Raw genomic sequence first — 21408 nt, forward strand, 5'->3', positions numbered from 1 at the left:
CCCTCTCGCGCAAAATCCACGCAAAAAATAAGCGCGAAATTAACCGCGCTTTTGTTTGTATAAATTGAACTTATTTTGACTATGCTACCCACAATAGCACTGCTAATAACTGCGGCGACATTATCCGCAAGAACATCACCAATGGATACACAGTGGCATAAGAAAGTGCTGCTGCACCGTTATCTTCTTTAATTTCATTAGCAAATGCTAAAGCTGGAGGATCTGTCATGGAACCTGCAAGTAAACCACAGATTGTAAGGTAATTCAGTTTGCCATATAGACGAGCCAAAATACCGGTAATCATTAATGGAATAAAGGTGATAAAAATACCGTATCCCATCCATTCAAGGCCTGAACCATTCAATAAGGTGTCAAAGAAACTTCCGCCTGATTTTAAACCTACCACAGCCAAGAAAAGAACAATCCCTATTTCGCGCAATGCCAAGTTAGCACTAGGTGGCATAAACCAGTAAAGTTTACCAATCGTGCCAATTCTCGCTAAGATCAACGCAACCACCAATGGCCCACCAGCAAGTCCTAATTTTAACGCGACAGGGAAACCGGGAATATAGAATGGAATCGAACCAACGAGTACCCCTAAACCAATACCGATAAACACAGGTAACATTTGCACTTGAAGCAATTTTTGTTGTGCATTGCCAATTACGGAAATAGCTTTGTTTAGCACATCGGTATGCCCTACCATATGAAGTACGTCACCAAATTGCAAGGTTGTATTCGCTGTTGGCACTAATTCAATACCCGCTCGATTCAAGCGAGAAATCACTACGCCATATTTTTGATGAATCCCCAAAGTGCGGATCTTTTTACCTAAGACTTTTTCATTAGTAACCACTACGCGTTCGGCGCGAATCTCTCCACTATAAGAGGATGTCGGTGCATCTACCTCATGACCAATAATCAAGCGCATTTTTGAAAGCGCAACATCATCGCCGACTAATTGCAAAATATCATTGGTACGAATTTCTGTGCTAGCCTTTGGAACAATTTCCATGTCCTCACGTTTTAGGCGAGAGCAAACCACTTCCTCATCACTAAACCCAGGCACTTCAATCAGGGTTAAACCATCTAAATTTTGGTTCGTTACTTTCACAGAAATGCTATGCAAACTTTCTTTTTCTTGACCGCTCTCTGCATTAAAACGAGCGGCTTCATCGTCCACTCTGACTTTAAAAAATAAGCGGATTAACCACATTGCAAGTAAAATACCACAAATCCCGAATGGATAAGCCATCGCATAAGACATCCCCATTGTCACTGTAGTTTGTTGCACGCCAAGTTCAGTCAAAATTTGCTGACCTGCACCAAGGGCTGGCGTGTTAGTTACTGCCCCTGCGTAAATACCAAGTGCAATATCTAACGGAACATCAGCAACCTTATGCACGATCACAGCAGCAACAGAACCGAGCACAACGATTAAAATGGCAAAAGCATTGAGTTTTAAACCTGATTTTCTTAAAGATGCAAAAAAGCCAGGCCCAACTTGAATCCCAATCGTATAAACGAACAGGATCAAGCCAAATTCCTGCACAAAATGCAACGTACGTGCATCTAATTGCAAGCCATATTGATTAGTGAAATGAGCCACAATGATGCCGCCAAACAGCACACCACCGATACCAAGCCCAACCCCACGGATCTTCCAATGCCCGATCCATAAACCAATTACGGCAACAAGGGCAAGAAGGCTAATCGTGATTGCAATATCACTCATATTGACCCCTTAAAAATGAAATTTAACTCCTTCGGATTATATCCAAGTTGTTTTTTGAAAACCTTAACCAAACTCAAAAAATGCTACGTTCGTCACATTTTTTCTTGCGAAATTGAGCATAGACTCTACAATACCGAAAATTTTTGACCCTTTTACAAAAAGTGCGGTTATTTTTCACCGCACTTTTATCTCGGATGGAATATTTATGGATTACGGCCAAGAAGCCATTACTTCTCTTATTTGGATTTTGCAAACGCTAGCCATCACCTCTGTCGTCTTTAGTTTTGGCATTTTTCTTTTGGTGCGTTTTACCCAATGGGGAAAACAATTTTGGATGTTTGCAGGTGGCTATCTTTCACCTAAACGCAGCATCAAACCTATCCTATTCTTTCTGCTTATCGTTGCGATGACATTACTCAGTGTGCGTATCAGCCTTGTACATTCTGAGTGGTACAAAAATATGTACACATCATTGCAAGAATTTAATGAACATGTATTTTGGCAACAAATGGGCTTGTTCTGCGTCATTGCCGCAAGTTCTGTTTCAGCAGCATTAGTAAGCTATTATTTAGAGCAACGTTTCGTCATCAACTGGATTGAGTGGCTTAACGAACAGCTTGTTGATAAATGGATGGCACACCGAGCCTATTACAAAACACAGTATTTATCAGAAAATCTAGATAACCCCGATCAACGTATTCAACAAGATGTCCAATCTTATGTAAAAACCACGCTTTCTTTAAGCACCGGAGTGATTGATGCGGTCACTTCGATGATCTCTTACACAATTTTGTTATGGGGATTAGCGGGTCCTATGATGGTACTTGGCGTGGAAATTCCACACATGATGGTGTTCTTAGTGTTTGGCTATGTCATTTTCACTACCCTCATCGCATTTTGGCTCGGTCGTCCATTAATATCATTGAATTTTATTAATGAACGCCTAAACGCAAACTACCGTTATTCTTTAATTCGCATAAAAGAATATGCCGAAAGCATTGCTTTTTATGCAGGTGAAAAGGTAGAAAAAAATCAGCTTTATCAACAATTCAATTCTGTCATCCATAACATGTGGGTAATCGTATTTAGAACACTAAAATTTTCAGGATTTAACTTAGTTGTAAGTCAAGTTTCTGTTGTTTTTCCGTTGTTAATTCAAGTTGGACGTTACTTTGAAAAACAAATAAAACTCGGTGACTTAATGCAAACTTTACAAGTATTTGGAAAATTGCACAGCAATCTTTCATTTTTCCGTAATACTTACGATAGTTTTGCTGGGTATAAAGCGACACTCGATCGTTTAACTGGTTTCAGCTATGCCATTGAAATGGTTAATCATGAATCGCAGACACAAATACACAATCACCCTACAGATGTGATTTTCAAAAACTTAAGTGTTAAAAATCCATTAGGTCACACTCTGGTAGAAAATCTCAATATTACACTACCGCAAGGAACGAGTTTACTCATTCAAGGAAAATCTGGTGCAGGAAAAACGACACTTTTACGAACAATTGCTGGACTTTGGAGCTACGCAGAAGGTGAAGTGATTTGCCCAACAAACAGTCAACTTTTCTTATCGCAAAAACCCTATGTGCCACAAGGAAATTTGATTTCAGCATTAACTTATCCCAATAAGCCAGACAATATTTCACATACGCAAGCGGTAGAAATATTAAATAAAGTGCAACTAGGACATCTGGCTGAACAATTAGAAAAAGAACAAGACTGGACGCGTATTCTTTCGCTTGGTGAGCAACAGCGTTTAGCATTTGCTCGTTTGATTCTACACAAACCTGCCGTAGCCTTCTTAGATGAAGCCACAGCAAGCATGGATGAAGGTTTAGAATTTGCGATGTATCAACTATTAAAAAAAGAGCTACCAAAAACCACGCTAATCAGTGTTGGCCACCGTTCAACGCTAAAAGCTTTACATCAGCAACAACTGACTCTACAAGATAAAGGCCAGTGGCAACTAACGTAAAAAACACGAAAAACAACTGTAATTTCAACACATTTTTTGGTACATTTAGCACAATTTTTTTGCGTGCTTGGCGATGAGATAATTTCACTTTTTCAGCCAAGCAAAATTAACTCTGATTTTAGAATAGGATAATTATGTTATTTAAAAAAATTCGTGGACTTTTCTCAAATGATCTTTCTATCGACTTAGGTACTGCAAACACATTAATTTATGTGAAAGGTCAAGGTATTGTCTTAGATGAGCCTTCGGTTGTTGCCATTCGACAAGATCGCGTTGGTTCACTAAAAAGCATCGCGGCTGTAGGTAAAGAAGCAAAATTAATGCTTGGACGTACACCAAAAAGCATCGCTGCCATTCGCCCAATGAAAGATGGTGTAATCGCAGACTTCTTTGTTACAGAAAAAATGTTGCAATACTTTATCAAACAAGTTCACAGCGGTAATTTTATGCGTCCAAGCCCTCGTGTACTTGTCTGTGTACCTGCTGGTGCAACACAAGTAGAACGTCGTGCAATTAAAGAATCCGCAATCGGTGCTGGTGCGCGTGAAGTATATTTAATTGAAGAACCAATGGCAGCAGCAATCGGCGCTAAATTACCTGTTTCTACTGCAGTTGGTTCTATGGTAATTGATATCGGTGGCGGTACAACTGAAGTTGCTGTTATTTCCTTAAACGGTATCGTATATTCTTCTTCAGTTCGTATCGGTGGTGACCGTTTTGATGAGGCAATTATTTCTTATGTTCGCCGCACTTTTGGTTCTGTTATCGGTGAACCTACTGCTGAACGCATTAAACAAGAAATTGGTACAGCCTACATTCAAGAAGATGATGAAATTAAAGAAATGGAAGTGCATGGTCATAATCTTGCTGAAGGTGCGCCTCGTTCATTCACCTTAACCTCACGTGATGTGTTAGAAGCTATTCAACAGCCCTTAAATGGTATTGTTGCAGCTGTTCGAACCGCACTTGAAGAATGTCAGCCAGAACATGCTGCAGACATTTTTGAGCGTGGTATGGTATTAACTGGTGGTGGTGCACTACTACGCAATATCGATATTCTCCTTTCTAAAGAATCGGGAGTGCCAGTCATCATTGCTGAAGATCCATTAACCTGTGTTGCTCGCGGTGGTGGTGAAGCGTTAGAAATGATCGATATGCACGGTGGCGACATTTTTAGTGACGAAATTTAATGTAGAACAAAAATAAAAAGTGCGGTTAAAATGACCGCACTTTTCCTTTTAATCTTTTTATCTCAACGTAGGACGCTTAATGAAGCCTATTTTCGGTAAAGCCCCCCCGCTTGGCATTCGATTATTATTAGCTGTAGCCGCTTCCCTTTCTTTAATCTTGGCTGATGGTCAAACTAATTCCATGACTAAAGCTCGTAGTGCCATGGAAACTGCAGTGGGTGGACTCTATTATCTTGCCAATAGCCCTCGTACAGTATTAGATGGGGTATCAGATAATTTAGTGGATACCAATAAATTACAAATCGAAAATAAAGTATTACGCGAACAATTGCGTGAAAAAAATGCCGATTTACTCTTACTAGATCAACTCAAAGTCGAGAATCAGCGTTTACGTTTATTATTAAATTCCCCTTTACGCACCGATGAATACAAAAAGATTGCTGAAATTTTAACTGCAGAAACAGATATTTATCGTCAACAAATTGTTATTAACCAAGGCGAAAAAGACGGTGCTTATGTAGGTCAGCCTGTAATTGATGAAAAAGGCGTTATTGGTCAAATTATTTCGGTGGGCGAGAACACCAGCCGAGTACTACTCTTAACTGATGTCACTCATTCTATTCCAGTACAAGTTCTACGTAACGATGTTCGTGTCATTGCGAGTGGTACAGGGCATACCGATGAGCTAACTCTTGATAATGTACCTCGTTCTGTGGATATTGAAAAAGGCGACTTACTTGTAACGTCTGGTCTTGGTGGTCGTTTCCTTGAAGGCTATCCAGTAGCGGTTGTACAAAGCGTTTCACGCGATGGTTCCAATTACTTTGCGACAGTCAAAGCTAAACCTCTCGCCGCCCTTGAACGCTTGCGCTATGTACTACTGCTTTGGCCAAGCAATTTAGATATGTCTAAAGTAAAATCTATGTCTCCAGAAGAAGTGCGTAATTTAGTGCAAAAACGTTTAGAAAGCCAAGCGAATGAAGCTGATTACAAAGTAAAAAAAGCCCCGTTAACAGACGATAATCTTCAGGAAAATAAGGATAAATCAACGGTTGAACCTGAAATTCCAACCGATGTACCGCAAAATGAAGAAGCTGTACCGTCAGAACAACAAGAACATAGGGAAGAAGACTAATGCAAACTCGCTTTATTTTACAATGGCTCACTATTTTTAGTTTCTTTGTGGTGTCATTAGTGCTAGAACTCGCACCCTGGCCACTTGGTTTTCAAGCATTTAAGCCTGCTTGGTTAGTTCTCGTTTTACTTTACTGGGTTCTAGCTATTCCAAATAAAGTCAGTATTGGATGGACATTTTTGTTAGGGCTTGTATGGGATTTAATCCTAGGTTCCACATTAGGCATTCATGCTTTAGTCCTTTCTGTGACAATTTATTTTGTGGCAAAAAACTATCTGGTACTCAGAAATTTATCACTTTGGTTTCAAAGTCTTTTAGTGATTGCGTTTGTGTTTATTGTCAGATTAGCTATTTTCTTAGTCGAATTCTCCCTACATACCGCATTTTTTAACTGGCAAGAAATTTTTGGGGCTTTAGCATCGGGAATACTATGGCCATGGGTATTTTTATTAATGCGTAAAATGCGCCGAAAAGTTAAATTACATTAAAAAAGAGAGATAAATATCTCTCTTTTTTTATGACTTACGAGTATCTAAAAAACTAATTCAACTGCTTATTAGAATCCATCAAAGAATCACATTCCCAGCCGATATACTCTCCCGCAAATTGTCCAGCCAGTTTTTCAAACCGTTCTACTTGTTCAAAAATTTCACCATTATCTAATGAAATTTCTTGCTCTAATTTCACCAAGAAATAAGGCTCATCATCTTCATTAAACTGAATCGCTTGCGCAGAATATTGTAATGTCGTGAAAGAATAATCCCCTAAACTAAGCTCATCCATAAAAGGGAACATTTTCTCTTCTTCATCAAAATGAAAACTATGCTCCACCAGATACGTATCACTTAAATCACGACCTTTATTTTTCAATAAATCAAGCAACTCTTCCGTTGCATTTAACTTAATCTCTAATGGTGAAGCGAGCAAAAAGTCAAAATAAGTATCCCAACTTAAATCCTTTTGCACATTAATATCTTTAACAAAATCAATTTGTTGTAAAGTTTCTACAATAAGATTTTCATGCTCACAGTAAAAATGCATTTTCGCTTGAGAATTACAAATAAAATGTCCCGCAAAAAATACATTCGGAAGTGCGGTTAATTGTGCCAGAATTTTAAATACACGATTAATTAACTTATCGTATTCAACTTCTGAAGGCAAACCGGTTTCATCATCTGCCTTATAAGCGATAGTGAATTGCACTATTTTATCGAGATCTTTACCGTGATATTTTTCAACATCTTCAATATTTGCGGTAAACACGGCGGGCATACCATTCACGGTAGAACGATAATTCTGCCAATTAGCCATATCCATTTCGCTTTCCTATTTAAATTCAGCCCAAATCGGTGCGTGATCAGAAGGTTTTTCCATTGCTCGAATATCTAGTGCAATGCCCACATCGACACAGCGTTCAGCCAATTTTTGGCTTACTAAAATATGATCAATTCGTAAACCTCGATTATCATCAAACCCTTTAGAACGGTAATCAAACCACGAGAATTTATCATTTGCTGTTGGGTTCAGCTTACGGAAACTGTCTTCTAATCCGTAATCATACAAACGTTGATACCACGCTCTTTCTTCTGGTAAGAAAGAACATTTACCCGTGCGTAACCAACGTTTACGATTTTCATCTCCGATACCAATATCTAAATCACTTGGGCTAATATTCATATCGCCCATAATTAAAATAGGATTCGATTTGTCGTGTTCTTTTTCTAAATACTGTTGAAGATCTGCATAAAATTTCTCTTTAGCTGGAAATTTAGTCTCGTGCACACGGCTCTCCCCCTGAGGAAAATAGCCATTAATGACAGTCAACAAACCAAAATCAGTTTCAAGATCAGCCATAATAATGCGTTTCTGCGCATCTTCATTGTCTGTTGAAAAACCACGACGAACCGCTTTAGGTTCTTGTTTAGTCAATAATGCTACGCCATAGTGACCTTTCTGCCCGTGATGAAATACGTGATAACCTAAGTTTTCTGTAATTTCATAAGGAAAAGCCTCATCAGCGACTTTAATTTCTTGCAAGCCGATTACATCCGGCTGATATCTTTCAATAATGGCTTCAAGTTGATGTGGTCGAGCACGTAAACCATTTATATTAAAAGAGATAAATTTCATTTTTGTTCCTATTAAAGAGTAAAATTGTCTTTATTATACAGAGATTTCTATTTTGATAAAAACGGCTTTGCCAGATAAGCCTTAATTTGCTCAAACACACTGGATTTAATCCAAAATTGACCTTGAGAGGGTAAACAAGTTACCGAAATAAAATCATTCAAATAATCAAATTCCAATTGAGCAGCATGCAAATAAGTGCGGTCAGTTTTTTCAATGTTTTTAGTATAAAGTCCATCGCCTAAAATTGGACTACCTAAACTTTTCATCGCAACACGTAATTGATGCGTTTTCCCCGTTTGTGGTTTTAAAATAAATAAACGTAAATTAGGTTCACAGCTTACACTTGCAAAACGCGTAATTGCGGGATTTTCTTTTGTTTGACAAAGTTTCCAAGCGCCATCTCGAGCTTTCTTCATATCCCCGATAATCAAACCTTGTTTCTTTTTAGGCTTTTGGTTACTTAATGCCAAATACGTTTTATGAATTTTATGTTCAGAAAAAAGTCGTGAAAATTCAGCCGCACTTTCAGTATTCAATGCCAAAATCAATAAACCCGATGTAACTTTATCCAAGCGATGAACTAACCAGACTTGAGGCACATTCAGTTGTTTTGCAACAAGTCCTGTTAAACCTTGTTCTGCTTGATCTTTATGAACGCTAATACCTTCCGGCTTGTTGATAATAATAAAATCGCTATGTTGATAAACAACCTCGATTTTCATCAAACTTGCTCCTTTTTGTAAATTTTATTTTTACCGAGAACAATATCTTTCACCGAGCTAAGTAATTCCTGTTGAATATGTGAGAGCTTTGGTTTTTCATTTAATTGAAATGCTAATGGGCGACAAAGCTCCATTGCTTTCACGCCTAATCTAGCAGTGAGCAATCCCACGCCGATTCCTTGAGCTATGCGCGCAGAAAGTTTTGCTGTTACATCTTGAGAAAACCAATCCATTCCAATATCTTGTGCCACTTCGGTTGCTCCAGCAAAAGCAATATTGACCAATACCATTCTTAACAATCGAATACGTGAAAAATACCCTAATTCAATTCCATAAATCTCAGCAATCTTATTCATTAATCGAAGATTTCTCCACGCAATAAAAAACATATCCACCACAGCAAGCGGACTAATCGCGACAATCACAGCTGATTCTGCGGCCATTTTACTAATCAATTTTTTAGCTTGTGAATCAAAAGTAGACAAAACATTACGACTGAATAAATGAGTAATTTCTTGCGCAGAATAAGCTTCATTTAATTGGTGTTGCCATTGAATTACCTCTGGAGAATCATTTTCCAAACGTAGAGATTTTGCAATATCTAAGCAAAGCACTTTACTTTTTTCTGCGTTATGAACAGAAAAAACATCACCATTTTTTACCGCACTCTCTAACCAAATTTGCTGACTTTGTTGTTGCAATTGCTCACGTTTTTTTAAACGAACTAAACGTCGCCACTCACCAATAATCTCTTTAATACCCAATAAAATGACAATTAAACTAACTAAAGCAAAAGCAAGATAAATCCATTGATGCTGTTGATAGCTATCCCAAATCCACTGCACGGATTGAGCAACTGTCGCAGCACCAAATAAAAGTGCGGTAAATTTTAATAAAGTTTTTCCAAAACCTGATTTTGGTTTCAATGCCTGTTCAAGTTGAGCATCAAGTAATTCCCCTTCCAAGGGTTCATCCAGCTTTGTTTCTACATAATGAAACTCTTGCTTAGGCTGATATTGTTCTTCCTCAACGTTGACTGCATGTTCAAAAATTTGTTTTTCCATTGCCTATTCCAAAAAATAACCCCACTGAAAAGTGGGGTCACAACGTCAAAATTCAATCATTATTCATCGCTTGAGAAGATAGAAAGTAATCTTAATAAACTCAAGAATAAATTGTAGATTGAAACATAAATATTCACTGTTGCGCGAATGTAATTCGTTTCACCACCATGGATGATATTACTCGTTTCATACAAAATAGTCATTGTAGAGAACACAACAAATAATGCACTAATTGCGACTGATAACGCAGGAATTTGGAAGAAGAAACTCGCCACCATACCAAGCAATAGCACAATAAATAATGCAAACATTGCGCTTGATAAGAATGACATATCTTTTTTCGTGGTTAACACATAAGCTGAACATGCGAAGAACACAATTGCAGTTCCAGCGAATGCAAGCATAATCAAATCTTCCATTCCACGTGCCACATACATATTTAAAATTGGCCCGATGGTGTATCCCATAAACCCAGTGAAAGCAAAGGCCGCCAAAATACCTGCAGGGCGATCAGCTAATTTATTTGTTAAGAAAAGTAAGCCATAAAAACCCACTAATAACACAATAATATTTGGATATGGCAAGTTTAGACTCATTGAAATAAACGCAACAACCGCTGAAAATGCCATTGTTAATCCCAATAAAAAATATGTGTTACGCAACACTTTATGTGTGCTGAGTAGCGATTCCTGCTGCGCATCCACAATAAGACGTGATTGCATAAAAGCTCCTTGTAAAATAAGTAAAAAGTCTCCTGTAAAGTAAGGGCTAGAGGTAAAAAAGTCAATGGTATTGATAGAATTAATTTCATCAAAATGAATAAATTATCATCACCTAAACTTAAATCATGAGATTTCTGTTTACATCAATAAAATATTCATTATACTACGCCCATCAATCACGGAGGAATGGTCGAGTGGTTGAAGGCACCGGTCTTGAAAACCGGCGAGGGTTTACGCCCTCCTAGGGTTCGAATCCCTATTCCTCCGCCATCAGAATTGAAAAATCCCTAAGTCGAAAGGCTTAGGGATTTTTACATTTTGTAAGCCATCTTTTCGCCTGTAAGCTTGATTATAGTTTAATATAAACGAATATGGTAATTTTTACAATTTAAGACAATCCCAAACAAACCCTGTATAATCACCACACATTTTTATAGAGAACACCCCATGCAAATCAACTTTACCCACATATTACAAGATAGTTGGAATTTTTTTAGAAACCAACAAAAAGTCATGTTTCAATTTGTCTTAATTTTATTTATTTCACAAAATGTAGGAGCACTATTAAGCTCCCCACTCAATAATGAATCCCATAGTAATTTAAGTGAACTAGCCAATATAAATATTGAAAACATAGCCTTTTCTATTGTTATCACACAACTTTTAACAAGTTTTATCTCTGCATGGGGACTCATTTCAATCCATAGTATTAGCCAGCAAAACTACCAAACTTTAACTAAAGCGTTTACTCTCGCATTACGTCGTTTTCTTGGTGTTATTGTACTTAATTTACTCATGACAGCCCCAATGCTACTTGGATTAAGTGAGGCATTCGCTGCATTATTAACAAAATCCTCTCCATCAATAATATCACTTATCGCAATGCTCGTAGGAATATGGTTCTTTGTACGCTTAAATTTAACTGCAGTACACTACCTTTCAACCCAAGATGATATAAAACAAACAATCCAAAAAATTTGGATTAAAGGAAGTTCTCGTAAGAATGTATTATTTATTTATACACTATTGGTTTATTTCCTAGCTCCTATCCTAGTTTTCCAACTTACTACATTTTCAAATAATGTATTATTTGATATGGTAATCAGCATCCTTAGCGCCGTATTAAATGTTTTTATGTTAGTAATAACTTATCGCTTTTATAGTTTATTTATAAAGGAAGAATAAAGATGAAACAACTACTTGAATTTATCCCTTTAGTACTATTTTTTGTTACATACAAACTTGCCGGCGTACGCGATGCAGCCATCGTACTTGTGATCGCAACCATTATTCAGCTAATTGTTTTGAAATGGAAATATAGCAAAATTGAAAAACAACAAAAAATCATGGCTGGTTCAGTTATTTTCTTCGGTTTATTAACTGCATATTTCAATGAAATTCGCTATCTTCAATGGAAAGTAACAATTATTAATGCATTATTTGCTATTATTTTATTAATTGCACAATTCCAATTTAAAATACCCTTAGTAAAAAAGTTACTAGGAAAAGAAGTGCAATTACCAGATAAAGTATGGAATACTCTAAATCTCGGCTGGGCACTATTTTTTATTATTTGTATGTTGGTAAATATTTATATTAGCCATAATATGTCAGAAGAGGCATGGGTAGATTTCAAATCTTTTGGTATTCTTGGAATGACTGTGATCGCGACTCTTATTTCAGGTGCATATATTTATCGCTATTTACCCAAAGATAAAACGCATTCAAAAGACGGAGAAAAATAATGTCTTCTAATTTTCTTATTGATAAAAACGGGCGACAGTCAAAAGGTGTTCTCTTATTAAGAACACTTGCAATGCCATCAAACACTAACGCCAATGGTGATATATTCGGCGGTTGGATTATGTCTCAAATGGATATGGGGGGAGCAATTTTAGCTAAAGAAATAGCTCATGGTCGAGTCGTAACCGTTGCTGTTGAAAGTATGAATTTCATCAAGCCTATTTCAGTTGGAGATGTCGTTTGTTGTTACGGCCAATGTCTAAAAATAGGCCGTTCATCCATTAAAATAAAAGTAGAAGTTTGGGTAAAAAAAGTTGCTAGTGAACCTATTGGTGAACGCTATTGCGTGACAGATGCAGTATTTACTTTTGTTGCTGTCGATAGCAATGGTAAATCACGTACAATTCCGCGTGAAAATAATCATGAATTAGAAAAAGCACTAGCTTTGATTGCAGAACTTGAATCTGAACAAACTAATCAATAAAGGGAGCCATTATGTACTACGTTATTTTTGCTCAAGATATTCCAAATACGTTAGAAAAACGTCTTGCCGTGCGTGAGCAACATTTAGCCCGCTTAAAACAACTTCAAAAAGAAAATCGTCTACTCATTGCTGGCCCAAATCCAGCAATTGATGATGAAAATCCTGGTGAAGCAGGTTTTACAGGTTCAACAGTCATTGCACAATTTGAAAACCTGCAAGCAGCCAAAAATTGGGCTGCGCAAGATCCTTATGTGGAAGCAGGCGTATACGGTGAAGTAATTATAAAACCATTCAAAAAAGTGTTTTAGCATTTCTAGATATGTGAATTCGAAAGGCTTATCCAAAAATAAAAATGTGTGTGAAATCAGTATATTTCACACACTCATATACGATTCCATGAATAAAAAACATTTCATTCTATGAAAAAACAAGTTCTTATTTTCCTCACTGTTTTTACTATACTTTCCACATTGGCTGAAGAGCCTCCTATAACCAATAATCCCTCCGTTATTAATCTAGAACAAGAAAAGCAAATTTGGAAACAAACACAACACCAATCGTATTTGACTCACTTAGCGCAACGTGAGACTTTCTTGCAAATTGAAAACCTATTAAAAAGTGCGGTTAAAAATCAACAATTTTCTGAAAACACCCAAGAACTTACGAAGAATTTAATTAGATCAATCCCAGAGTATCCTTTACAAATGGATCTTATTTTACGTTTTTGGGAAACAAAAATTCGATTTTTGAAATCTAATGATGAAAAAAATATATCTCTGGCAAACAATGAACTCGACAAACTTATCGCTCAAAATCCCCTATTTATAACCAAATCATTGAAAGAGTTAAAACAAAAATTGAAAAATCTTATCAGTGATTCCAAGGATATTTCAGGTCAAACTATACAAAATAAAGATTTACAGGATAAAGTGGTTCAAATAGAGGATCCGGCTAAGTTACCTGAAATTATAGAAAATAGCGATCCCTCTACCTTAAAAAAAGATGTTTTACTTGAGGCCTTCCCTCGGTATCTAAAAACACGTCCAGAAAAAATACAGAACCCAAGTTTTGTACCTTATCAACAATGGGCTGAAATTTGGCGACTTTCAGAAGATGAGCTAAAACAATGGAAAATCGCATTTTTGACACGTTTTTTTGATAACGAAAATACTCATTTCCAAGCATGGCGGGATACACAAATAACTCAATTAAAAACCGATAATCTTACTGAACGTCGTTTACGAATGGCTATCTGGCAAAAAAATGACCTCACCCCCTGGCTTTCTTTGCTTTCTGATACAGCAAAAGAAAAACAAGAATGGCGTTACTGGATAGCCAAAAATGATAAACAAAATATAACAGAAAAACTTACCGCGCTTTCTCAAGAACGTGGTTTTTATCCTATGTTGGCAGCTGCTCAATTAAAAAAAATTTATAAATTTGACATCCCTCACTCACCTAATCTTAGCATAGAAGAACAAAAATCATTTGAGAGCGCATTTAATATAATTTCTGAATTACGTGAGCTGGGGCGATACGGATTAGCCAAACAACGTTGGAGAGTATTATTAGATAATACTGATTTCAATACACAGCTAAAACTTGCAAAATATGCACAAGAACAACAATGGTATGAATTGTCAGTTGATAGTACCATTGTCGCTAAAGCTTGGGATTATCTTAATTTGCGTCTGCCAAACGCTTATTCTGATTATTTTGATATTGCGTTAAAGAACTTAAACATCAGTAAAACCTTTTCTATGGCTATTGCTCGTCAGGAAAGCGCTTGGAATCCAATGGCTCTATCATCAGCAAATGCCAAAGGACTCATGCAACTTTTACCAGCAACCGCTAAATTAACTGCTGAAAATAATCAAATTCCATATTTAAATGAACAAGATTTATTTAAGCCATTAAATAATATTTTGCTCGGAACGGCACATTTGAATGACCTTAATAACCTGTATCCAAATAATAGAATATTAATTGCCGCATCTTACAATGCAGGTACAAATCGAGTAAATCAATGGCTCTACCGTGCCAATAATAAGCTAACATTAGATGAATTTGTCGCATCAATTCCGTTTTATGAAACTCGTGATTATGTTCAAAATACTATTGTCTACGATTTTTACTATCAAATTTTACAACAAAAAGAAAATCCACAAATGTTTAGCCAAGAAGAATGGGATCGGCTATACTAAACGCACTAGTTTAATAGTGTAAGGTGATAACATGTATATTAGTCGCAATTTAGAACAATGGAATGCATTTTTGTCCATGCTACAGACTGCTTTTAAAGAAAACAAAGCTCAAGAATTGCTAACCTTGTTATTAACTGCTGACGAGCGCGACGCAGTGGGATTACGCCTACAAATTGTTTCACAATTATTGGATAAAAATCTTTCTCAACGTGAAATTCAACAAAATTTGAATACAAGTGCCGCCACTATTACACGTGGTTCTAATATGATAAAAATAATGGACTCAGATTTTATGAAATGGGTGAAAGAACATCTTGATAACATTGAAAAAAAGTAAACGGATTTTTACCGCACTGTCTCACTTATCTCTTCCCCAATGGTGGCAAAAAAATTGGCAACGCGTTGCCTTTCTATTTTTCCTCACCATTTTTATTTTTTTATTCATTTTTCGTTTTCTGCCTATCCCCTTTTCAGCCTATATGGTACAACAAAAAATTGGGCATATTCTACAAGGTGATTTTCGTTATAAAACGCAATATGATTGGGTGAATTTAGAAAACATATCCCCTTCTGTTCAACTCGCTGTTATTGCATCTGAAGATCAACGCTTTCCTGATCACTTTGGTTTTGATTTTGAGGCGATTCAACGAGCCATAAAATACAACGAAAAATCTCCCAAAAGGGTTCGTGGTGCCTCTACAATCTCTCAGCAAACTGCAAAAAATCTCATTCTTTGGCATGGGCAAAATTGGTTACGTAAAGGATTAGAAGTTCCTGCAACCCTACTACTCGAAATCACTTGGTCTAAAAAAAGAATTTTAGAAGTCTATTTAAATATTGCTGAGTTTGGTAATGGAATATTCGGTATTGAAGCAGCAAGTCACTATTATTTCAAAAAGTCCGCAAAAAATTTAACCTCAAATGAAGCTGCGCTTCTTGCCGCTATTTTACCTAACCCGATTATTTATAATGCGAATAAACCAAGTGCTTTAATACGTAAAAAACAAGCATGGATATTGCGTCAAATGAGAAATTTAGGTACCGAATATCTCAACGGTTTATAATATAAAAAGGGGAATGATTCTAGTCCTCCCCCTTTTTAAATCCCGTTCAACATCATTGTTACTGATGATAACTTTCCAAAAATCTTCCTAATTTTGTAATGGCTTCTTCAAGCTGATTTACATAAGGAAGAGTCACAACACGGAAGTGATCAGGTGAATGCCAATTAAATCCTTTACCGTGCACAAGTAGTACTTTTTCTTGGCGGAGCAAATCTAGTACCATTTTTTCATCACTGTGAATATTGAATTTTTTCACATCAATTTTCGGGAACATATACATCGCCCCCATTGGTTTCACGCAAGTAATGCCTGGAATTTGAGTGATGAGATCATAGGCTTTATTGCGTTGCTCAAGTAATCTGCCGCCCGGTAAAATAAATTCATTAATACTTTGATAGCCACCAAGTGCAGTTTGAATTGCATGTTGCATTGGTACGTTAGCGCATAAACGCATTGATGCCAGCATATCCAAGCCTTCAATATAACCTTTCGCATTATGTTTTGGTCCGTTCAAAATCATCCAGCCTTGGCGGAAGCCTGCAACTCGATAAGCTTTTGATAAACCATTCAGCGTAACGGTTAATAAATCAGGAGCAAGTGCGGCAATGTGATGATGTACTGCGCCATCATATAAAATTTTGTCGTAGATTTCGTCTGCGAAGATAATCAAATTATTTTGGCGAGCGATTTCCACAATTTCTTGCAATAATTCTTTGCTGTACACCGCGCCAGTTGGGTTATTAGGGTTGATGATGACAATCGCTTTAGTCTTCGCATTCACCTTGTCTTTAATATCATCAATAGCGGGAAACCAATTTGCTTCTTCATCACAAAGGTAATGAACAGCCTTGCCGCCAGAAAGTGTTACCGCAGCAGTCCAAAGCGGATAATCAGGCATCGGCACGAGTACTTCATCACCATCATTGAGTAATGCTTGCATGGCCATTGTAATAAGCTCAGAGACGCCGTTACCAATATACACATCATTGACTGTCGCGCCATGAATCCCTTTTGATTGATAATATTGAACAATGGCTTTACGAGCAGAATATAAACCTTTTGAATCACAGTAGCCTTGCGCTGACGGCAAATTACGTAATACGTCAACCAAAATTTCATCGGGTGCTTCAAAGCCGAAAGGTGCGGGATTGCCGATATTAAGTTTTAAAATTTTATTGCCTTCTTCTTCTAAGCGTAGTGCTTCTTTGTGTACTGGCCCGCGAATGTCATAACATACGTGTTCTAATTTGTCGGATTTTGGGAATAATCGCATAGTGAAATCCTTTTGTTTCTAATAAATTTTTCGAGAAAAGTGCGGTTAATTTACGCTGAATTTTCAATATTGAAAAGATTTTGTAAAAAAATTTTTTGTCATTAACAATCTGCGGTAGAATACGGCTAATTTTTTGTGTATTTAAAACAAAATCTAATGAGTTATTTAGCGCAGGCAATAGGCGAGTTAAAATCGCAAATTTACGCATATTTACAGCAATCAACGAATGAACTTGTCCGTTTTCAGGTGAAACTGGACAAGGTCGATTTGTTGGCGTGGCTGAAAGGTCAATCTGCGTATCCACAATTTTATTTACATTTTCGAGATGAAGCAAAGGCATTAGCTGCTATGGGTGAAGTGCGGTCATTTTCACAGTTAAATTTAGCTCAAGAATTTATCAAAGAAAGTGGTTTTCCATTAGTCGGTGGTTTGCAATTTCAAGGTGCTGCACAATTTGTATTACCCAAAATTCTTGTTGAACAGGGTGAGAAAGGTGCATTGGTATCATTTTTTGTGAAAGATGAGCAAAGTGCGAATGATACTTTAGCCCACCTCAAAACTTTTGAAAATCTCACCGCACTTTCTGCTTTGCCAAAACAGATTCCTTTGCATACAGAGCCTAGAGCTAACGAAAGAACTTGGTGTGATTGGGTAAATCAGGCTTTGGTAGAAATTAAAAGTGGGGAACTGACAAAAATTGTATTAGCCAATGAAACTACTTTTCATTTAAAGCAAGCGATTAATGCGTACGATTTTTTAGCTGAAAGCGAACAACAAAATCAAGGTTGTTATCATTTTTTGTGGGCTGAACATCCTCATTCAGTTTTTGTCGGTTCTACGCCAGAACGCCTATTTGCTCGTGAGTATAACTTGTTGCTAACCGAAGCTTTGGCGGGGACAGCATCGGTTTCTGAAAGTGAGGAAGAAACGCAATCTCAAGCTAATTGGTTATTAAATGACGAGAAAAATTTAAAAGAAAATTGGTTGGTCGTAGAAGATATTTCGCAGAATTTACGTAAGCAAGTAGAAAGTTTTGATGTAAGCAATGTGGAATTGAAACCGTTACGTAAAGTACAACATTTGATTCGTAAAATTCGTGCAAATTTGTCCGCACATTATGCAGATGTAAATATATTAAAAGCGATTCATCCTACAGCTGCGGTATCTGGTTTGCCACAGCAACAAGCCAAAATGAGTTTGTCAGAAATTGAAACCTTTGATCGAGGCTGGTATGCGGGAACATTGGGGGTGATGAGTGATGTATGTTCAGAGTTTTGTGTGGCGATTCGTTCTGCCTTTATTGAAGGTCATCGTATTCGAGTATTTGCTGGCGCTGGCATTGTGGCGGGCTCGCAGCCATTGGAAGAATGGAAAGAAATTGAACGTAAAGCGGCAGGGTTGATTTCCTTGTTTGCAGAAGAAAATGATAACGGAGAAAAAAATGTCGGTAAGCGTGTTTAATCGTTGTTGGTCGAAAGTGATTTTAGAAACCTTGGTACGCCAAGGCATTTCTCACGTTTGTATCGCGCCAGGTTCGCGTTCGACACCTTTAACTCTTGAAGCCGTACGTTTGCAAAATGCGGGTTCAGTCACTTGTCATACGCATTTTGATGAACGTGGTTTAGGTTTTTTTGCCTTGGGTATTGCTAAGGCAACTCAATCACCTGTTGCAATTATTGTTACATCAGGCACGGCGACTGCAAACCTTTATCCCGCAATTATTGAAGCACGCCAAACTGGTGTTAATCTATTTGTTTTAACTGCTGATCGTCCACCAGAACTTTGGGAGTGCGGTGCAAATCAGGCTATTTTGCAGCAAAATATGTTTGGTCAGTATCCAGTTGCAAATGTTAATTTACCTAAACCGAACGAGGATTATTCTGCGCAATGGTTGATTTCTCTACTTGAACAGGCTGCCTTTCAACAAAAACAACAGGGTGGCGTTGTTCATATTAATGTGCCATTTGCCGAGCCACTTTATGATGCAACTGATGAGGAAGTAGATTCTCACCCTTGGCTTCAGACGTTACAGCGCTGGTTAATTCAAACTAAGCCTTGGATGAATGTGGAAGCGCAACAGAACGAAGTATTAATACATGAGAACTGGGATCATTGGCGTACCAAACGTGGTGTCGTTGTGGTTGGTCAATTACCTGCAGAACAAGCAATGGGCATTAATTCTTGGGCAAGCGCTATGGGCTGGGTATTACTGACGGATATTCAATCCGGTGTTGTTCCAACGACGCCTTATGAAGATATTTGGCTAGCAAACCAAACTGTTCGTGAAAAACTTCTGCAAGCTGATATTGTTATTCAATTTGGTGCACGCTTTATTAGTAAACGAATTAATCAATTCTTACAGGCGTTTAAAGGTGAGTTTTGGTTGGTTGAACAAAGCGGTAAAGCATTGGATCCTTACCATCATTCATTGACAAGATTTAATGCTAAAGCACATCATTGGTTGCGTGCGCATCCTCCTTTACGCCAAAAGCCTTGGTTGCTTGAGCCGTTAGCTTTATCTAAGTTCTGTGCGACCTTTATTGAACAGCAAGTAGGCGGAAATTTAACGGAAGCCTCGCTTGCATTACGTTTACCAACACTTTTACCTTATAACGGTGTTTTATTTTTAGGTAATAGTTTACTTGTTCGTCTGGTTGATGCGCTAACGCAATTACCAGAAAGTTATCCTGTTTATACGAATCGTGGCGCGAGTGGAATTGATGGTTTGTTGGCTACTGCTGCGGGAATTGGTATTGGTTCAAATAAACCTGTTGTTGCGGTGATTGGCGATACGTCCACTTTATATGATTTGAATTCTTTCGCATTATTCAAAAACGTTACGCAACCAACGGTAATCTTTGTGATCAATAATAATGGCGGTGCTATTTTTGATATGTTACCTGTGGATGAAGAAGTCAAAGATCAGTTCTATCGATTACCGCATAATGGCGATTTTTCTCAAATCGCGGCAATGTTCGATCTTAAATACGCTCATCCTTATACTTGGGCAGATCTTAATTCTGTTGTTAAACAGGCTTATAGTCGTCGCAAGGCAACGTTAATTGAAATTAAAACGAATCCGAGTGATGGTAGCAGTTTGTATAAACGCTTAATCGAGCAAATTAGCCACGCAGTGATTGGTGCTTAAGTATTCTGTAGGCGGGCTTTAGTCCGCCATATTTTATTATTTTCTATCAATAATCCTTTCAATGATAAACATCATTTTTCTTCACGGACTTCTTGGTACAAAAAACGACTGGCAAAAAGTCATTGAAAATTTACCGCACTTTAATTGTATTGCACTAGATTTACCTTTTCACGGGCAAGCTAAAGATATTGAAGTCACAAATTTTGAAGAAACGGCGGAGTATTTGGCTCAGCAAATTAAAAGTGCGGTGAAAAATGAACCTTATTTTCTTGTTGGGTATTCTTTAGGCGGACGGATCACTTTGTATTATGCGCTGCAAGCTCAAGTGGAAAGATCTAATTTGCAAGGTGTTATTTTAGAAGGGGCGAATCTAGGTTTAAAAACAGACGAAGAAAAGCAGGCTCGTTTTCAGCAAGATTTTGCTTGGGCGCAACGTTTTATGCAAGAATCACCAGAAAATGTATTAAATGATTGGTATCAACAGCCCGTATTTTCTCATTTGACTGCAAAAGAACGACTGCAGTTAGTTGAAAAACGAAAATCAAATTGCAGTGAAAATATTGGCAAGATGCTGATGGCGACAAGTCTATCTAAACAACCTGATTTTAGTGAAAAAGTGCGGTTAAGTTCTTTGCCATTTTTTTATTTTTGTGGGGAACGAGATCATAAGTTCCAGGTTCTAGCCAAAGAAAATCAAATAGATTTAGTAACCATTCCTTCCGCTGGGCATAACTCACATTTAGAAAATTCAAAATATTTCTCTAAAAGAATCGAAAGTTGCGTATTAAAAATTGCTAGACCTTAGTTAAA

General features: G+C 37.3%; 21 protein-coding genes, 1 tRNA gene and 1 pseudogene. 16 read left to right on the forward strand and 7 right to left on the reverse strand.

Going from position 1 to position 21408, the window contains the following annotated elements; all coding sequences use genetic code 11:
- Positions 1-79: 79 nt before the first annotated feature.
- Positions 80-1735 carry a putative transporter gene (locus A9501_RS05905; RefSeq protein ID WP_065265276.1) on the reverse strand — a complete coding sequence of 552 codons (1656 nt, stop codon included), beginning with the start codon at positions 1733-1735 and terminating at the stop codon, positions 80-82.
- Between the two features lie 205 nt (positions 1736-1940).
- Between A9501_RS05905 and A9501_RS05910 the strand changes: the two genes are divergently transcribed.
- The 4 genes from A9501_RS05910 to mreD all read left to right on the forward strand — a co-directional run bounded on the left by A9501_RS05910 (position 1941) and on the right by mreD (position 6532).
- Positions 1941-3719, forward strand: coding sequence for an ABC transporter ATP-binding protein/permease (locus A9501_RS05910; protein ID WP_065265277.1), 1779 nt, complete (start codon positions 1941-1943; stop codon positions 3717-3719).
- Between the two features lie 134 nt (positions 3720-3853).
- A complete protein-coding gene (locus A9501_RS05915; protein ID WP_065265278.1) occupies positions 3854-4909 on the forward strand; it encodes a rod shape-determining protein in 1056 nt (351 codons plus the stop codon).
- A gap of 79 nt (positions 4910-4988) precedes the next feature.
- Entirely contained in the window at positions 4989-6044 is a 1056-nt protein-coding gene (gene mreC / locus A9501_RS05920; protein WP_065265279.1) for a rod shape-determining protein MreC, read from the forward strand.
- Positions 6044-6532, forward strand: coding sequence for a rod shape-determining protein MreD (gene mreD / locus A9501_RS05925; protein ID WP_065265280.1), 489 nt, complete (start codon positions 6044-6046; stop codon positions 6530-6532). The genes mreC and mreD overlap by 1 nt, the downstream gene beginning before the upstream one ends.
- Before the next feature lie 52 nt (positions 6533-6584).
- On the opposite strand, the gene A9501_RS05930 is transcribed toward mreD, so the two are convergent.
- From A9501_RS05930 to A9501_RS05950, 5 genes are read right to left on the reverse strand one after another with little or no spacing between them, the layout of a single operon-like run.
- On the reverse strand, positions 6585-7361 hold the full coding sequence (locus tag A9501_RS05930) for a TIGR01619 family protein (RefSeq protein WP_065246871.1): 777 nt from the start codon (positions 7359-7361) through the stop codon (positions 6585-6587).
- A 9-nt stretch (positions 7362-7370) separates the two neighbouring features.
- Positions 7371-8174 carry an exodeoxyribonuclease III gene (gene xthA, locus A9501_RS05935; RefSeq protein ID WP_065265281.1) on the reverse strand — a complete coding sequence of 268 codons (804 nt, stop codon included), beginning with the start codon at positions 8172-8174 and terminating at the stop codon, positions 7371-7373.
- A gap of 47 nt (positions 8175-8221) precedes the next feature.
- Positions 8222-8896: a TIGR01621 family pseudouridine synthase gene (locus A9501_RS05940; RefSeq protein ID WP_065265282.1), complete on the reverse strand. Its 675-nt coding sequence runs from the start codon at positions 8894-8896 to the stop codon at positions 8222-8224.
- On the reverse strand, positions 8896-9960 hold the full coding sequence (locus A9501_RS05945; protein ID WP_065265283.1) for a YcjF family protein: 1065 nt from the start codon (positions 9958-9960) through the stop codon (positions 8896-8898). The genes A9501_RS05940 and A9501_RS05945 overlap by 1 nt, the downstream gene beginning before the upstream one ends.
- Positions 9961-10019: 59 nt before the next feature.
- Positions 10020-10682, reverse strand: a complete 663-nt coding sequence (locus tag A9501_RS05950) for a Bax inhibitor-1/YccA family membrane protein (protein ID WP_005635459.1) — start codon at positions 10680-10682, stop codon at positions 10020-10022.
- Between the two features lie 180 nt (positions 10683-10862).
- Between A9501_RS05950 and A9501_RS05955 the strand changes: the two genes are divergently transcribed.
- The 9 genes and pseudogenes from A9501_RS05955 (at position 10863) to mtgA (ending at position 16177) form a co-directional block, all read left to right on the forward strand.
- Positions 10863-10952: transfer RNA gene (locus A9501_RS05955), tRNA-Ser, on the forward strand.
- Positions 10953-11129: 177 nt separating this feature from the next.
- Positions 11130-11867, forward strand: a complete 738-nt coding sequence (locus A9501_RS05960; RefSeq protein ID WP_065265284.1) for a hypothetical protein — start codon at positions 11130-11132, stop codon at positions 11865-11867.
- Positions 11868-11869: 2 nt separating this feature from the next.
- Positions 11870-12427 (forward strand): septation protein A, encoded by a 558-nt coding sequence (locus A9501_RS05965; protein ID WP_048953818.1) that lies wholly within the window; start codon positions 11870-11872, stop codon positions 12425-12427.
- Entirely contained in the window at positions 12427-12909 is a 483-nt protein-coding gene (gene yciA / locus A9501_RS05970) for an acyl-CoA thioester hydrolase YciA (RefSeq protein WP_065265285.1), read from the forward strand. Before A9501_RS05965 ends, yciA begins: the two co-directional genes overlap by 1 nt.
- A gap of 11 nt (positions 12910-12920) precedes the next feature.
- Complete coding sequence (locus A9501_RS05975; protein ID WP_048953820.1) at positions 12921-13217, forward strand: YciI family protein; 297 nt, start codon at positions 12921-12923, stop codon at positions 13215-13217.
- Between the two features lie 627 nt (positions 13218-13844).
- A pseudogene (locus tag A9501_RS09915) lies at positions 13845-14346 on the forward strand (lytic murein transglycosylase); the annotation flags it as partial.
- Positions 14347-14378: 32 nt separating this feature from the next.
- On the forward strand, positions 14379-15113 hold the full coding sequence (locus tag A9501_RS09920) for a transglycosylase SLT domain-containing protein (RefSeq protein ID WP_441294760.1): 735 nt from the start codon (positions 14379-14381) through the stop codon (positions 15111-15113).
- 31 nt (positions 15114-15144) lie between these two features.
- Positions 15145-15450: a trp operon repressor gene (gene trpR, locus A9501_RS05985; RefSeq protein ID WP_048953822.1), complete on the forward strand. Its 306-nt coding sequence runs from the start codon at positions 15145-15147 to the stop codon at positions 15448-15450.
- Complete coding sequence (gene mtgA, locus A9501_RS05990; RefSeq protein WP_373454864.1) at positions 15428-16177, forward strand: monofunctional biosynthetic peptidoglycan transglycosylase; 750 nt, start codon at positions 15428-15430, stop codon at positions 16175-16177. The genes trpR and mtgA overlap by 23 nt, the downstream gene beginning before the upstream one ends.
- Before the next feature lie 58 nt (positions 16178-16235).
- Here the strand turns inward: mtgA and A9501_RS05995 are convergent, their stop codons facing one another.
- Positions 16236-17450: a pyridoxal phosphate-dependent aminotransferase gene (locus A9501_RS05995; protein WP_065265287.1), complete on the reverse strand. Its 1215-nt coding sequence runs from the start codon at positions 17448-17450 to the stop codon at positions 16236-16238.
- A gap of 156 nt (positions 17451-17606) precedes the next feature.
- Between A9501_RS05995 and A9501_RS06005 the strand changes: the two genes are divergently transcribed.
- From A9501_RS06005 to menH, 3 genes are all read left to right on the forward strand, one after another.
- Positions 17607-18911 carry an isochorismate synthase gene (locus A9501_RS06005; RefSeq protein WP_065265288.1) on the forward strand — a complete coding sequence of 435 codons (1305 nt, stop codon included), beginning with the start codon at positions 17607-17609 and terminating at the stop codon, positions 18909-18911.
- Positions 18892-20598: a 2-succinyl-5-enolpyruvyl-6-hydroxy-3-cyclohexene-1-carboxylic-acid synthase gene (gene menD / locus A9501_RS06010; protein ID WP_048953826.1), complete on the forward strand. Its 1707-nt coding sequence runs from the start codon at positions 18892-18894 to the stop codon at positions 20596-20598. The genes A9501_RS06005 and menD overlap by 20 nt, the downstream gene beginning before the upstream one ends.
- Positions 20599-20659: 61 nt before the next feature.
- Positions 20660-21403 carry a 2-succinyl-6-hydroxy-2,4-cyclohexadiene-1-carboxylate synthase gene (gene menH, locus A9501_RS06015; RefSeq protein ID WP_048953828.1) on the forward strand — a complete coding sequence of 248 codons (744 nt, stop codon included), beginning with the start codon at positions 20660-20662 and terminating at the stop codon, positions 21401-21403.
- The last annotated feature ends 5 nt before the right edge of the window (positions 21404-21408 follow it).

Origin of the sequence: Haemophilus sp. CCUG 66565 (assembly GCF_001679495.1) — a bacterium.
GTDB lineage: Bacteria > Pseudomonadota > Gammaproteobacteria > Enterobacterales > Pasteurellaceae > Haemophilus > Haemophilus haemolyticus_K.

Excerpts from the sequence above, each read along its gene's own strand:
- A9501_RS05940 (WP_065265282.1), bottom strand. The coding sequence starts at position 8,896 with ATGAAAATCGAGGTTGTTTATCAACATAGCGATTTTATTATTATCAAC.
- A9501_RS05910 (WP_065265277.1), top strand. The coding sequence starts at position 1,941 with ATGGATTACGGCCAAGAAGCCATTACTTCTCTTATTTGGATTTTGCAA.
- menH (WP_048953828.1), top strand. The coding sequence starts at position 20,660 with ATGATAAACATCATTTTTCTTCACGGACTTCTTGGTACAAAAAACGAC.
- A9501_RS05975 (WP_048953820.1), top strand. The coding sequence starts at position 12,921 with ATGTACTACGTTATTTTTGCTCAAGATATTCCAAATACGTTAGAAAAA.
- A9501_RS06005 (WP_065265288.1), top strand. The coding sequence starts at position 17,607 with ATGAGTTATTTAGCGCAGGCAATAGGCGAGTTAAAATCGCAAATTTAC.
- mreC (WP_065265279.1), top strand. The coding sequence starts at position 4,989 with ATGAAGCCTATTTTCGGTAAAGCCCCCCCGCTTGGCATTCGATTATTA.
- A9501_RS05965 (WP_048953818.1), top strand. The coding sequence starts at position 11,870 with ATGAAACAACTACTTGAATTTATCCCTTTAGTACTATTTTTTGTTACA.
- mreD (WP_065265280.1), top strand. The coding sequence starts at position 6,044 with ATGCAAACTCGCTTTATTTTACAATGGCTCACTATTTTTAGTTTCTTT.
- A9501_RS05950 (WP_005635459.1), bottom strand. The coding sequence starts at position 10,682 with ATGCAATCACGTCTTATTGTGGATGCGCAGCAGGAATCGCTACTCAGC.
- A9501_RS05905 (WP_065265276.1), bottom strand. The coding sequence starts at position 1,735 with ATGAGTGATATTGCAATCACGATTAGCCTTCTTGCCCTTGTTGCCGTA.
- A9501_RS05915 (WP_065265278.1), top strand. The coding sequence starts at position 3,854 with ATGTTATTTAAAAAAATTCGTGGACTTTTCTCAAATGATCTTTCTATC.
- A9501_RS05995 (WP_065265287.1), bottom strand. The coding sequence starts at position 17,450 with ATGCGATTATTCCCAAAATCCGACAAATTAGAACACGTATGTTATGAC.
- A9501_RS05945 (WP_065265283.1), bottom strand. The coding sequence starts at position 9,960 with ATGGAAAAACAAATTTTTGAACATGCAGTCAACGTTGAGGAAGAACAA.
- xthA (WP_065265281.1), bottom strand. The coding sequence starts at position 8,174 with ATGAAATTTATCTCTTTTAATATAAATGGTTTACGTGCTCGACCACAT.
- yciA (WP_065265285.1), top strand. The coding sequence starts at position 12,427 with ATGTCTTCTAATTTTCTTATTGATAAAAACGGGCGACAGTCAAAAGGT.
- A9501_RS05930 (WP_065246871.1), bottom strand. The coding sequence starts at position 7,361 with ATGGATATGGCTAATTGGCAGAATTATCGTTCTACCGTGAATGGTATG.
- A9501_RS05960 (WP_065265284.1), top strand. The coding sequence starts at position 11,130 with ATGCAAATCAACTTTACCCACATATTACAAGATAGTTGGAATTTTTTT.
- menD (WP_048953826.1), top strand. The coding sequence starts at position 18,892 with ATGTCGGTAAGCGTGTTTAATCGTTGTTGGTCGAAAGTGATTTTAGAA.
- trpR (WP_048953822.1), top strand. The coding sequence starts at position 15,145 with ATGTATATTAGTCGCAATTTAGAACAATGGAATGCATTTTTGTCCATG.